Source organism: Haloferax sp. AS1 (genome assembly GCF_014530665.1).
Lineage (GTDB): Archaea > Halobacteriota > Halobacteria > Halobacteriales > Haloferacaceae > Haloferax > Haloferax volcanii.
On record NZ_SPSA01000001.1, the window covers coordinates 900,312 to 913,575 of the forward strand.

Consider the following 13,264-nt stretch of genomic DNA (forward strand, 5'->3'; position numbering starts at 1 on the left):
CGACGGACACCTTATATCATGTTGTAGAGTCCACCAATCTATAATGATTGATTACACAGATATTAGGGAATCAATACATAACTATTATTAACGATGTATCCGCCGATGTGTCTATGGCACGGGATAGCAAGCCGCTCAATAGGCGAGATGTGTTGAAGGCGACTGGTGCTGTCGGAACCGCTGGCTTGGCAGGGCTGGCGGGGTGTACCGGCGGTGGCGACGGCGGCGGCGGTGATGGTGGCGGCGGTAGCGACGGTGGCGGCGGTGGCGACGACTACCCGGCGTTGGGCAACTTCCCCATCGAGGGCGACACGGCCACGTTCGGATTCAACGTCCCGCAGTCGGGACCGTACGCCTCGGAGGGTGAAGACGAGCTTCGAGCCTATCAGCTCGCGGTGAAGCACCTCAACGAGGGCGGCGGTTGGGTCGACTCGCAGTTCGACGACCTCTCCGGCGACGGCGTGCTCGGCTACACCATCGACCACGTGGACGGGGACACGGCCACGGACGCGGACCAGGCGCGACAGTCCGCCTCGGGGATGATTCAGCGCGACGACGCGATTATGATTTCGGGCGGCTCGTCCTCGGCGGTCGCCATCGCGGTCCAAGGGCTGTGTCAAAACGAGAAAGTCATGTTCATGTGCTGTCTGACGCACTCGAACGACACCACCGGAAAGGACTGCGTCCGCTACTCCTTCCGGGAGATGTTCAACGCCTACATGACCGGACAGGCGCTCGCGCCGGTCGTCCGCGACGCCTACGGCGAGGGTTTGCAGTTTTATCAGCTCTACGCCGATTACAGCTGGGGCCAGACCCAGCAGGCGTCGATGGAGCAGTTCATGACCGACGTGGCCGGCTGGGAGCAGGTGGAGTCGGTCGCGACCCCGCTCGGCACCTCCGACTACTCGACGTACCTCTCGGAGGCCCAGAGCTCGGGCGCGGACGTGCTCATCTTGAACCACTACGGGCTCGACGGCGCGAACTCCATGCAGCAGGCCATCGACGCCGGCATCGACGAGGACATGGAAATCATCGTTCCGCTGTACAACCGCCCGATGGCGGAGGCGGCCGGCGGCGCGATAGAGGGCATCTACGGCACCGTCGCGTGGGACTCGCAGATAGATAACACGCCGTCGCAGGAGTTCACGCAGGCGTTCCGTGACGAGTACGACCGGACGCCCTCGGGCCCCGCGCAGTTGGCGTACGCACAGACGCTCCAGTACGCCGCCGCCGTCGAGCGCGCGGGCACCTTCTACCCGCCGGAGGTCATCAGGCAGCTCGAAGACTACGAGTACGACAACATCGGCATGGGCGCGGAGACGATGCGCGGCTGCGACCACCAGGCACAGCGCGACGTGCCGGTCGTCCAGGGGCTTCCCGGCTCCGAACAGAGCGAGGGGACGTACTTCAACATCGTCAACATCACCAGCCGCGACGACCTCGGCTACGCGTGCGACGCCGGACCAGCGGCCGAGTGTGAACTCGGGTCCTACGAGTAGCCACTCTCCCCACCGTTATCTTAATGAAAGTTAATCGCAGACAACCACGCACACGTAAATGAGTAAGATTAGCATACCCATGGTAGTTCATGCCTCGAATAGCCGGAGGGGTGGTGGTCGATGAGTCTTCTGTCGGACGTGCTCGTCATCCTGCTCAACGGACTTCAGCAGGGGGCCATCTACGTCCTCTTGGCGGTCGGTCTCTCCATCATCCTCGGGACGCTCAAGTTCGTCAACTTCGCGCACGGCGCGCTGTACCTCGTCGGCACCTACGCGGGGCTGTTCGTCGCGCTGAACGTGCCGCTTTCGAACGGGAAGCTAGCGGAGTGGGGCTTTTCGAGCTTCGGGCTCGATATCGGCTTTCTGGCCGCCCTGCTTTTCGTCCCGCTTTTCGTCTTCGGCGTCGGACTGCTGATGGAGCGGTACCTCGCGCGGGCGTTCTACGACCGCCCCGACACCGACCAGATTCTCGTCACGTTCGGCCTCGCAATCGTCGTTCAGGAGCTGTTTCGCGTCCTGTTCGGCAGCAACAGCCTGCCGTTCGAACAGCCCGAGCGAATCCTCTCTGTCGGCTCGTTCGCCGGCATTCCCGTCTCCGGCCCGATTGCGCTGCCCATCGTCGGTAACTTCCCGCAGTGGCGGCTCTGGGTCATCGGCATCACGGCCGTCCTCGTGGCGCTCGTGTACCTGCTCGTCGAGTACACCGACTTCGGTCTCGTCGTCCGCGCCGGGACCCGCGACGCCGAGATGGTCCGACTCCTCGGCATCAAAATCACCCGCCCGTACATCGTCGTCTTCGGCATCGGCGCGGCGCTCGCCGGGGTGGCGGGCGTCGTCGGCGGCCCGCTGAACGTCGTCAACCCGACTATCGGGACGAACATCCTCGTCCCGGCGTTCCTGACGGTCGTCATCGGCGGGGTCGGCAGCATCGCCGGCGCTGTCGTCGGCGGCATCGTCTTCGGTCTCACGACCGCCGCGCTCGTCTCCTTCGCGCCCGCGTGGTCGCAGGTCGGCCTGTACGCCATCGCGGCCATCGTCCTCCTGACGCGACCGCAGGGTCTGCTCGGCGACGAGGAGGTGGCCCCATGAGCGAGAAGGACGCCAACCCGAGCGCCAAAGACGCGCTCGTCGGCGGCAGTCTGTTCGGTCGTTGGGAGAAACTCCGCGGCCGCGAGGGGACGGTCGTCGGCATCACGGCCATCCTCGTCGCGGTGTTCCCGTACATCTTCGCCCGTGCCCCCGTCGTCTCGGGGGTTTTACAGGGCTACCAGAGCCTCGCGACGCTCATCCTCATCTGGGGCATCTTCGCCATCGGCTTCGACCTGCTTCTCGGCTACACCGGGCTGCTCTCGTTCGGCCACGCGGCCTTCTGGGGTGGCGCGGCGTACGCCGCCGGCATCGTCGCCAAGAACGTCAGCGGCGACCCCATCGTGATGGTCGTCTCGGGGACGCTGTTCGCCGTGTTGCTCGCGTGGGTGCTCGGCTTCCTGTCGCTCCGCCGCGGCGGCATCTACTTCTCCATCCTGACGCTGGCGTTCGCCCAGATGTTCTACTACATGGCCGCGTCGCCGCTGGCGTTTCTGACCAACGGCGAAAACGGCCTGACCGGCGTCGAGGTCGGCAGTTTCCTCGGCGTCATCCACCTCGAAGCCGACATCCCGTCCGTCGGCGGGATGCTCCTCGGGACGTGGCTGTACGCCTTCGTCGGCGCTTTCTTCGTCGGCGCGGTCGCGGTCGCCTACCGCATCCTCAACTCCCCGTACGGGATGGTGTTCCGCGCCATCCGCGAGAACGAACAGCGCGCCGAGTTCGTCGGCCTCAACGTCTGGCGCTACAAGCTCATGGCGTTCATCATCTCTGGCGCGTTCGCCGGCATCGCCGGGAGCCTCTTTACCATCCACGGGGCGTACGTCCCCCTCCAGTCGCTGTTCTGGACGGAGTCGGGCGACATCGTCGTCATGACTGTCCTCGGCGGCGCGGGCTCGATGTTCGGGCCGGTTCTCGGCGTGGGGCTGTACCTCTACATCGAGAACATCGTCAGCACCATCCAGGCGCTGACGATTCCCTTCACGGGCATCGTGCTCGTCCGGGACTTCGGGTTCTACTGGCACCTGCTCTTGGGCCTCGTCTTCGTCGTGGTCGTCTGGGTTGTCCCCGACGGCCTGTGGGGCATCCTGACCCGCCTCCGCGAACTCGCGGTCGACCTCGGTTCGAGGGCGGCGAACCGCGTCCGCTCGCGCGTCGGAAACGGGGGTGACGGTCGATGACGCTCCTCGAAACCGAGAACCTCGTCAAGGAGTTCGGCGGCCTCGTCGCCACCGACGACGTGAACCTCACCGTCGAGGAGGACGAGCGCGTCTCCATCATCGGACCCAACGGCGCGGGGAAGTCGACGCTCATCAACCTCATCACGCGACGGCTCGACCCCACCAGCGGCGACATCCGCTTCAAAGGCGAGTCAATCGTCGGCCTCGAACCGCACCAGGTGGTCCAACGCGGCGTCTCGAAGTCGTTCCAGACCGCTTCCATCTTCCCCGACCTCACCGTCAGGGAGAACGCCGAAATCGCGGCGCTGGCGGCCGAGCGCGGCGCGTTCGGCTTCGAGTTCCTGAAACATCGCGACAGCCTCACGGACGTACACGGCGTCGCCCGCGACACGCTCGACTCGGTCGGGCTGTTGGACCGCGCGGACACTATCGCGACCGACCTCCCCTACGGCGACAAGCGTCGCCTCGAAATCGGTATCGCACTCGCGAGCGAGCCCGACCTGCTCCTCATGGACGAACCGACCGCCGGCATGTCTCCCGAGGAGACGAAGTCGACGGTCGACCTCATCGAGCAGGTCAAACGCGACCACGGCCTCACGTTCGTCCTCGTCGAACACGACATGGAAATCGTCTTCAGCATCTCAGACCGCATCGTCGTCCTCAGCCGCGGCGGCATCATTGCCGAGGGGACCCCCGACGAGATTCGGGGTAACGAAGCCGTCCAAGAGGCCTACCTCGGGGGTGTCGAGCTATGAGCCTCCTCGAAATCGACGCCATCGACGCCTACTACGGCGAGAGCCACATCATCCGCGACCTCTCGATGAGCGTCGAGGAAGGCGAGATATGCGCGCTCCTCGGCCGCAACGGCGCGGGCAAGACCACCACGCTCCGGTGTATCGCCGGCGCGACGCCGCCCGAAGTACGGGAGGGCACTATCCGGTTCAAAGACGACGACATCACGGGCGTCCCCGCCGAAGACGTGTCGGTCCGGGGTATCTCGCTGGTGCCCGAGGAGCGGCGCATCTTCCCGAACCTCTCCGTCGCCGAGAACCTCCACCTCGCGGAGGTCGTCAACAACAAGTCGAACACCTTCGGCCGGTCGCTGTCGTTCGGCCACAAGGGGATGTCGACCGAGGAGGTCTACGACCAGTTCCCCCGACTGGACGAGCGGCGAGACCAGCGCGCGGGGACGCTTTCGGGCGGCGAACAGCAGATGCTCGCCATCGCGCGCGCCCTGAAGCAGAACACGGACCTGCTGCTCCTCGACGAGCCCTACGAGGGGCTCGCGCCGAAGATCATCGAGGACGTTGAGGACGCGGTCGAGCGCATCAGCGACGCGGGCACGACCATCCTGCTCGTCGAGCAGAACGCCGCGGCGGCCATCAAGCTCGCGGACCGCGCGTACGTCATCGACCAAGGGGGCATCGTCTTCGACGGGACCGCCGAGGAACTCCGCGAGGACGACGAGACTCGCGAGCGGTATCTGGGGGTCTGACGATGGCTGCGACCGACATCGACGCCGACCCCGAGACCGCGCTCGAAACGCTCATCGCCGCCGGCGCGGTCGACGAAGCGCCCGACGGAACGCTCTCGACCACGGCGGAGTTCGAGAAGACGCTCGCCGTCTACCACGACATCTACGGGGCGGTCTCGACCGAGGAGTTCCACCGGACCGTCTCCGAGCTCTTCGGCGTCGCCCCCGAGAACGTCGAGGCGCGACTCGACGAGTTCGGCGTCACCAGAGCCGACGTGGTGGCCTATCTCGCGGCCAAGTCGTTCCTCGACGCGCCGGTCGGCCAGGACCTCCTTCTGGTCATGGCGGGCCTGCTCGTCGAGATAACCCCGTCGTCGCCGGTGCCGGACGCCCTCGACGAACTCGACGACGACTTCTTCGAATCGTACCTTGCAGCGCACCCGGACGCCGTCGTCCTCGTGTGGCGACGCTTCTGTGAGCCCTGCGACGCGATGAAAGCGGACCTCGACGCCATCCTCGACCGCGTCCCAGACGGGGTCGCGGCCGCGGGGGTCGACGGCGAGGCGGCCGACGAGTTCTGTCGGCGCTTCGACGTCGACTCTGCGCCGACGCTCCTGTGCGTTCGTGACGGCGAACTGCGAGAACGAGCGTCCGGCCGCCAGACCCCCGCTGAGGTCGCGGCCGTCCTCGACCGGGTGTACTAGCGTTTCCGCTTCGTCGACCCCGTCACCATGACGGGGCGGTCGGAGTTCAGAATCACCGTCTGCGTGACGCTCCCGAACAGCGCCTTGCCCGCGGGCGAGCGCTTCCGCCCGGCGGTGACGATGAGGTCCGCGTCCTCCTCGTCTGCGAACTCGATGATGACCTCCGCGGGGTCGCCCGACGACTCGTTGACGTCGTACTCGATACCGCGGTCTTCGAGGAACTCGCCGGCCTCCCGGACCGAGTGAATCTGCGTCGCCGACGCCCCGCTCGGGTTGTCGGTGAAACTGTGGACGAGCGTCACTTCCTTCTCGTCGGGTTCGCCGGGGAGTTTCGCGACCTCTTCGACGCACGCGAGCGCGTGTTCCGCGTCGTCATCGACACCGATTACCACGTGGTACATACTATCACGTCCCGGTCGTCGGGCTTAGTATTTGTGCTGAACGATAATGCTGAATTAGGCCGCGTCGTCGAGGCCGGCCGAGACGTAGACGACGAGCGCGAGCGGGACGCCGAGGACGAGTGCGATGGTCAGCGCGCCGTAGGCCGCGAAGCCGGCCGGCGTCGGTGGAAACGGCACCAAGAAGAGAAACCGGGGCGCGCTGAGATCCGAGACGAACGTCCCGGTGAGGTAGCCCGCGACTCCGGCGACGGCGACGAGGGCGGCGTACAACCCGAGGACGAAGCGATGACCGCCGACGTTCGAACTCACGGCCGACGTTCGGGAGCGGACGCTGTTAGGGTTTCCGTTCGGCACGTCGGGTCGGCGGCCCCGGCGTACCGATGCACCTTTTGCCGCACGCGCTAAGGTCGGAGTATGTCGGATACCGATATCCTCGGACTCGTGCTCGGGGCCATCGCGATACTGATGTTCGCGACGGGCATCCTCCTCGTCGTCTGAGTCCCCGCCGCTTTTCCGCGTCGCCGCCGCCGAGAGCGGCCGCTTCTCTCCAGTCGTGACTCCCGTCGCCCGCGAGCGGCGGCGCTGGCGAGCGCTCGAATACGGATTGCATCGAACGACACCCCGTCTGCGAGCACGGACAGTCGGCGTCGTCGCGCGCGTTCGCCTCGCTCTCGAAAACAGCGTCCGAAAAATAACCCGAACCGCCGGCGAGCGGCGTCGATTACGCGTCGTCAGCGGAGTTCGCGTCCGCGTCCGCGTCGTCGACCGTCTGCCCGCCGTCGGTGGCGAGTTCGGTCTCGTCTTCGCCGCCGTCGGTGACGGCCGTCTCCAGTTTGCGCTCGAACCAGGTCCACTCGGCGGTGGTGAGGTCGTCGTCGGCGAGGTCCCACGGGTCGCCGTCTTCGACCTTGCGACCTTCGAGCCACGACTGGACGAAGTTCCAGACGAATATCATCTGGCCGACGAGCAGGATGAGCGCGCCGACCGTCGCGACCTGATGGAGCGTCGCGAACTGCGGCAGGTAGGTCGCGTAGCGACGCGGCATACCGCCGTAGCCGAGCAGAATCATCGCGAAGAACGTCAGGTTCGTCCCGACCATCGAGAGCCAGAAGTGCCACTTGCCGAGCGTGACCTGGTACATCCGGCCGGTGTAGATGGGGAACCAGTAGTAGAGCCCGGCGAAGCCGGCGAAGGCGATGGCCCCCATGACGATGTAGTGGAAGTGCCCGACGACGTAGTAGGTGTCGTGGAGCACGAGGTCAACCGGAATCGACGCGAGGAAGACGCCCGTCACGCCGCCGATGATGAAGTTCGAGACGAAGCCGATACAGAACAGCATCGGCGTCGTGAGGCGAATCTTCCCGTTCCACATCGTCGTGATCCAGTTGAACGTCTTCACGGCGCTCGGTATCGCGATGGCCAGCGAGACGGCCATGAACGAGGCGCGAAGCCGGGGGTCGATACCCGTCGCGAACATGTGGTGCGCCCAGACGCCGAACGAGAGGACGCCGATGGCGAGCGTGGAGTAGACGACGAACTTGAACCCGAAGAGCCGACGGCCCGCAAAGCGCGGGAGGACGAGGCTCACGATGCCCATCGGGGGCAACACGAGGATGTACACTTCGGGGTGGCCGAAGAACCAAAACAGGTGCTGCCAGAGAATCGCGCCGCCGTCGACCGAGAAGAACATCGTGCCGAAGTTCCGGTCGAGAAGCAGCATCGCGATGGCGCTGCCGAGAAGCGGGAACGCGAAGAGGATGAGTCCGGACTGGGTGAGAATCGTCCACGAGAAGATGTCGAGGTTCGCCCACGACACCTTCTCGTCGCGCTCCGTGAAGATGGTCGCGATGAAGTTAATCGCGCCCATCGTGGCCGAGACACCCGAGAGGTGCAGGCCGAGGAGCATCAGGTCGACGCCGGCGTTCATCTGGTTGCCGGAGCCGACACCGGCCGAAAGCGGCGTGTACATCGTCCACGCGGTCTGCGCCGGGATGACGTCCGGGATGGGGAAGAACCCGGCCCAGATGAGCAGCGCCGCCGGCGGCAGAAGCCAGAACGCGATGGCGTTGATACGCGGGAACGCCATGTCGTCCGCGCCGATGAGAAGCGGGATAAAGTAGTTCGAGAACGCGGCGATGATGGGCGTCCCGAACAGGAACAGCATCGTAATCCCGTGGCTTGTGAGCAACGAGTTGTAGAACGTGTTCGAGATAAGCGTCATCGACGGGTCCGCCAGTTCAATCCGCATCAGGACGACCATGAGACCCCCCACGGCGAACGCGACGAGCGCGTATGCGCCGTAGAGCATCCCGATGTCCTTGTGGTCGACCGTCGTCAACCAACGGATGACCCCGGATGGTTTCTCCTCCGAGACGTACTGCTCTGCGGTACCACCGACCGTCCCTCCGCCCGCGAGCGGAGTGTACGACCGCCAGTCTTCGACCCGCGCGAGCCACGCGGCGACGGCGATGAGGAAGACCCCCATGAGCACCGTCAGTGCTAACTGTCCGTTAACCTCCATGGAAGTGCCTGAGTAGTGCAGGGTAATGAAAGATTCGGGACCGCCCTGCGATTCGAGGTGCTTTAAGCCGTCTCGTCCGCGGCTTCGACGGCGTCGTCAGCCGGCGATTCTTCGAGTTCGGCCGCTCCCTCGCTCTCTTCTTCGTGAAGCGGCTTCGCACCGGGGACCGTCGCCCGACCCGGCGCGTAGACGGTGCCTTCCTTCTCGGAGCCGGCGATGGCCTTCCCCGAGAGGTAAGTGAGCGCCGCGAGGAGCACGAACGGCGCGATGAGGAGCGTGTACTGGAGCCCCGAGGTGAGCGATTCGAACCCAAACGGATTGACGAAGGTGAACGCCACCACGAAAAACAGGATGATGGCCAGCGGAACCATGTTGACCGTGAGGTCGAGGATGGTGTCCTTGTCGAACGTCTTGGTTGCCATATCGAGACACTCGGGGACGCCGTTCAAATAGATTGTTGGTTTCTCGTCCGACTGTGGGGAGCGGGAACGGCCGCGGGGTCACCCGTGGGTCGCCCGCGGCGGTCAGAACGTCTGTCGCTGTTCGCGGACGAACAGTTCGAAGACGACGCCGCCGACCGCCAGCAGAATCGCGGCCGCGATGACCGCGTAGCCCCGGGTCACGAGGGCGATGTCGGTGAACGCGAGCCCCGCGCCGAACGCGAGGAAGACGACCGCAAGCGCGGTGACTGCGCGAATCGTCGAGGTGACGTAGCCGGACTCCTTGAGGATGCCGACGACGCTCCCGCCGAACAGGAGCAGCCCGCCGACGGCGAGTGGAAACAGGCCAAACAGCAGACCCAACTCGGAGATGGGTATCCCGAGCGCGATGAACACGGGCCACGGACTGGCCGTGCGGTACTGGTCGGAGAGTCCCGGCGCTTCGTCCATACGCGTCCGTTGGACTGTGTGGTAACAAGCCCTTCGGAACCGAGACTAGCGGAGAGAGATACCCTGCCGGGCGAGGAAGTCGCTGACTGCGCGAATCTCGACGGGGCTTCCGATAATCCGGCACGTCTCTCCGTCCGCTCGGTGGACGGAGACGACGAACTCCGCTTCGAGGTCGTCGCGCACGCTCTCCAAGAGGTCGCAGGGGAGCACGATTTGCGTGCTGTCGCGAAGCGTCCGGGGGTCGGGCATCGGTGTTCATCGGGCGGTCGAAGGGGTCGTGTATAACCGTGCCGATACTTGTTTTCCCGCGTACGCGCGACCGCCACGATATCCGACGCGTCGGCCCGGCGGAATCCGCCGCGCGGAAGGAAAGGGTTTTTCGACGGACGCGGCGGAACTGTTGACGATGGGACTGGAGGAGGAGATCGAAGATATCCGCGAGGAGATATCTAACACGCCGTACAACAAGTCGACCGAGGCGCACATCGGTCGGCTGAAGGCGAAACTCGCGGAACTGAAAGAGAAACTCGAAAACCAGAGTTCGGCCGGCGGCGGCCAAGGGTACGCCGTCGAGAAGACCGGCGACGCGACGGTCGCGCTCGTCGGCTTCCCGAGCGTCGGCAAATCGACGCTCATCAACGCGCTCACCAACGCCGACAGCGAGACCGGCGAGTACGAGTTCACGACGCTCAACGTCAACCCGGGGATGCTGAAGTACAAGGGTGCGAACATCCAGATACTCGACGTGCCGGGCCTCATCGAAGGGGCCGCTGGCGGCCGCGGCGGCGGCAAGGAGGTCCTCTCTGTCGTCCGCACCGCCGACCTCGTCGTGTTCATGCTCTCGGTGTTCGAAATCGAGCGCTACGAGCGACTGCAACAGGAGCTTTACAACAACAAGATTCGGCTCGACACGTCGCCGCCGAACCTCTCTATCAACAAGAAGGGGAAAGGCGGCATCAACGTCACCAAAAGCGACAGCGTCGACCTCGAAGAGGAGACCATCAAGGGCATCCTCCGCGAGCACGGCTTCGTCAACGCCGAGGTGACGCTCCGCGGCGAGACGACCATCGACGAACTCGTCGACGGCATCATGAAAAACCGGGTGTACCTGCCGTCTATCGTCGCCGTCAACAAGGCCGACCTCATCGACAAGGACTACCTCCCGACGGTCGAGGAGAACCTCCGCGAAGTCGGGCTCGACCCCGACGAGGTGACGTTCATCAGCGCCGAGGCCGAGAAGGGCCTCGACGCGCTCAAAGAGGAGATTTGGGACGCGCTCGGTCTCATCCGCATCTACATGGACAAACCCGGCCGCGGCGTCGACTACGACGAACCGCTCGTCCTCCGGGAGGGCGACACCATCGACGACGCCATCCACGAACTCGGTGCCAAACTCGACGAGCGGTTCCGGTTCGCCCGCGTCTCGGGGCCGAGCGCGAAACACGACGACCAGCAGGTCGGCCGCGACCACGTCCTCGCCGACGAGGACGTGCTCCGCATCATCGCCCAGCGGTGACGACCGACTCGGCGTCCCGGTCGGCGTCGCGGTCGCCCGCGCGTCGCCGCCTCCGGCTACTCCTCGTCTTCGTCCTCGGTCTCGTCCCGTGGTCCGTCCAGACGTTCACCACCGGGAGCGCCACGCTCCTGTTCCCGTGGGGGCTCGTCGGCTCCGCGACGGGGAGCGTGACGACCATCACCGACTTCTTCCTGCGCTTTACGATGGGACTTCCGGACTACATCCTCGTCTGGCCGGTCGGCGTCGCCTGTTACCTCGTCGCGCTCGGAAGCGCGCTCTCGGGCGTCCTGTTCGGCCGCGAGGACGTTCGGCTCACCGCGGCCGGGCTCGCCCTCGCCGGCGTGACCCAGTTGGAGGTCGCCCGCGGCTTTTCGGTCCAACCCGGTCGAACCGCGTGGCCGGTCGGGACCGTTCTCTTGTGGGCCGTGGCGGGGTTCTTGTACTGGTCACGCGCGAACGAGCGCGACGCCGACGGCTCCTCGCGCTGAGCGCAACACACAAAACCGAACGACGCGTCCGCTCTCCTCTCGCTTAGTCGTCTGCGGCCGTCTTCGGTCGGTAGCCCCGACTCACTACCTTCCACGTCCCGGTTTTGAACCGGTAGTAGTTCAGTACCGCCGGAATCGTCGTCTCGGCGAGGAACGCCAAGTAGAGCCCGGTGAGTCCGAGCGAGGTGATAGAGCCGATGTAGGTGAGCGGAATCGACCCGAGGAACATCCCGACGAACTGGCTGCCGAACGTCCAGCGGGTGTCGCCGCTGGCGTCGAGCGGGCCCGCGGAGCCGCCGGAGACGCCCTGTAAGATGACGGCGATACAGGCGACGTAGACGAGGTCGATGGCGATGGGGACCGCCGGGTCAGCCGGGTTATCGACGAACCCGAGGACGATGGGGCGGGCGAATATCGCCACGAGCGCCGCCGAGACGAGGTACGTGGCGACGGCGAACCGGATGACCTCGTTGCCGTAGGCCTCGGCGGTCTGTTCGTCGTCCTTGCCGAGCGCCTGCCCGACGAGGCTCGACGACGCCAGCCCGAAGCCCCAGCCGGGGGTGTTCATGAGCCCCCAGATGCGGCGGGCGATGACGAACGCCGCGACCACGTCGGGTCCGAAGCTGTCGAGGATGGCGAGCATCGGGAACTCCGCGACCGTCCAGACGAGGCTCCGACCCATGACGGGGACGCCGATTTTGACGAGGTCGCGTATCGTCTCGGTGTCGAGGAAGGGGCCGAACGGGTCGACGACGACGGGGAACGCGCCCACGCCGGGGAGCGACCCCCGCGACAGACCGACCGCGAACGCGCCGGTGACGACGACGTTCGAGAGGACGGTTCCGAGCGCCGCCCCCTCCACGCCGAGGTCGAGACCGAAGATGAGCACCGCGTTGAGAACGATGTTGATGACCGCACCGCTCGCACGGAGCGTCATCGCGGTGTAGGCGTCGTCGCTGCCGACGAGAACGCGGCTCCCGATGAGGTTCAGACCGGCGAAGGGGACGCCGAGGCCGACGATTCGGAGGTACGCCGCGCCGAGTTCGATGGCCCCTTGGTCGCTGCTCAGCACGGAGATGAGTTCGGTAGGGAACAGCCAGAAGACGGCCGTGACCGGGAGCGTGGCGACGACGGTCAAGAGCGCGCTCGACCGCACCGCGAGCCCCAGTTCGTCTATCGCGTCCGCGCCGAACCGCTGGGAGACGAGCGCGATGGTTCCGCCGGCGATACCGCCGCCGAGTGCGAAGGCGAGCCCCCAGTACGGCCCGGCGAACCCGACGCCGGTGATGGCGACGGTCCCCGAGGCGATACCCACCATCGCCACGTCGACGGCGTTCTTCGACATCCGGGCGAGACCGGTGACGACGCGGGGCCACGAGAGGTCGGCGATGCGGACGGCGCGCTCGCGGTCGAGGAGACCGAGACGGGCGAGCGCGAGCCCGATGCCGAGGATGAGGAGGCGAACGGGGTTGGGGACCGGGAACACTGCCGAATCGTAACTTCG

At 65.7% G+C, this 13,264-nt stretch carries 15 protein-coding genes; 8 read left to right on the forward strand and 7 right to left on the reverse strand.

Annotated features, from left to right (window positions below; genetic code table 11):
* Positions 1-185: 185 nt before the first annotated feature.
* From E4P24_RS04845 to E4P24_RS04870, 6 genes are all read left to right on the forward strand, one after another.
* Positions 186-1,499, forward strand: coding sequence for a substrate-binding protein (locus E4P24_RS04845; RefSeq protein WP_188148654.1), 1,314 nt, complete (start codon positions 186-188; stop codon positions 1,497-1,499).
* A gap of 120 nt (positions 1,500-1,619) precedes the next feature.
* A complete protein-coding gene (locus E4P24_RS04850; RefSeq protein WP_004044039.1) occupies positions 1,620-2,588 on the forward strand; it encodes a branched-chain amino acid ABC transporter permease in 969 nt (322 codons plus the stop codon).
* Positions 2,585-3,766 carry a branched-chain amino acid ABC transporter permease gene (locus tag E4P24_RS04855; protein ID WP_004064270.1) on the forward strand — a complete coding sequence of 394 codons (1,182 nt, stop codon included), beginning with the start codon at positions 2,585-2,587 and terminating at the stop codon, positions 3,764-3,766. Before E4P24_RS04850 ends, E4P24_RS04855 begins: the two co-directional genes overlap by 4 nt.
* Positions 3,763-4,521, forward strand: coding sequence for an ABC transporter ATP-binding protein (locus tag E4P24_RS04860; protein ID WP_188148189.1), 759 nt, complete (start codon positions 3,763-3,765; stop codon positions 4,519-4,521). The genes E4P24_RS04855 and E4P24_RS04860 overlap by 4 nt, the downstream gene beginning before the upstream one ends.
* A complete protein-coding gene (locus E4P24_RS04865; protein ID WP_115802330.1) occupies positions 4,518-5,261 on the forward strand; it encodes an ABC transporter ATP-binding protein in 744 nt (247 codons plus the stop codon). The genes E4P24_RS04860 and E4P24_RS04865 overlap by 4 nt, the downstream gene beginning before the upstream one ends.
* A gap of 2 nt (positions 5,262-5,263) precedes the next feature.
* A complete protein-coding gene (locus E4P24_RS04870; RefSeq protein ID WP_188148190.1) occupies positions 5,264-5,944 on the forward strand; it encodes a co-chaperone YbbN in 681 nt (226 codons plus the stop codon).
* On the opposite strand, the gene E4P24_RS04875 is transcribed toward E4P24_RS04870, so the two are convergent.
* The 6 genes from E4P24_RS04875 to E4P24_RS04900 form a co-directional block, all read right to left on the reverse strand.
* Positions 5,941-6,345 (reverse strand): universal stress protein, encoded by a 405-nt coding sequence (locus E4P24_RS04875; protein ID WP_004044034.1) that lies wholly within the window; start codon positions 6,343-6,345, stop codon positions 5,941-5,943. The genes E4P24_RS04870 and E4P24_RS04875 overlap by 4 nt on opposite strands.
* A gap of 54 nt (positions 6,346-6,399) precedes the next feature.
* Positions 6,400-6,654, reverse strand: a complete 255-nt coding sequence (locus tag E4P24_RS04880; RefSeq protein ID WP_115802332.1) for a cox cluster protein — start codon at positions 6,652-6,654, stop codon at positions 6,400-6,402.
* Between the two features lie 412 nt (positions 6,655-7,066).
* Entirely contained in the window at positions 7,067-8,830 is a 1,764-nt protein-coding gene (locus E4P24_RS04885; RefSeq protein WP_004064261.1) for a cbb3-type cytochrome c oxidase subunit I, read from the reverse strand.
* A 98-nt stretch (positions 8,831-8,928) separates the two neighbouring features.
* Positions 8,929-9,288, reverse strand: a complete 360-nt coding sequence (locus tag E4P24_RS04890) for a DUF6684 family protein (protein WP_004064260.1) — start codon at positions 9,286-9,288, stop codon at positions 8,929-8,931.
* 102 nt (positions 9,289-9,390) lie between these two features.
* On the reverse strand, positions 9,391-9,756 hold the full coding sequence (locus E4P24_RS04895; protein ID WP_004064259.1) for a hypothetical protein: 366 nt from the start codon (positions 9,754-9,756) through the stop codon (positions 9,391-9,393).
* Positions 9,757-9,801: 45 nt separating this feature from the next.
* The gene (locus E4P24_RS04900; RefSeq protein ID WP_004044029.1) at positions 9,802-10,005 is read right to left on the reverse strand and encodes a hypothetical protein; all 204 of its coding nucleotides are present in this window, start codon (positions 10,003-10,005) and stop codon (positions 9,802-9,804) included.
* A gap of 157 nt (positions 10,006-10,162) precedes the next feature.
* Here E4P24_RS04900 and E4P24_RS04905 point away from each other — a divergent pair, with 157 nt between their 5' ends.
* Both E4P24_RS04905 and E4P24_RS04910 read left to right on the forward strand, forming a co-directional pair.
* Entirely contained in the window at positions 10,163-11,272 is a 1,110-nt protein-coding gene (locus E4P24_RS04905; RefSeq protein ID WP_004064256.1) for a GTP-binding protein, read from the forward strand.
* The gene (locus tag E4P24_RS04910) at positions 11,269-11,760 is read left to right on the forward strand and encodes a TIGR04206 family protein (protein WP_115802334.1); all 492 of its coding nucleotides are present in this window, start codon (positions 11,269-11,271) and stop codon (positions 11,758-11,760) included. The genes E4P24_RS04905 and E4P24_RS04910 overlap by 4 nt, the downstream gene beginning before the upstream one ends.
* Positions 11,761-11,803: 43 nt before the next feature.
* Here E4P24_RS04910 and E4P24_RS04915 read toward each other — a convergent pair whose 3' ends face one another.
* The gene (locus E4P24_RS04915) at positions 11,804-13,246 is read right to left on the reverse strand and encodes an MATE family efflux transporter (protein ID WP_004064253.1); all 1,443 of its coding nucleotides are present in this window, start codon (positions 13,244-13,246) and stop codon (positions 11,804-11,806) included.
* Positions 13,247-13,264 lie beyond the last annotated feature (18 nt).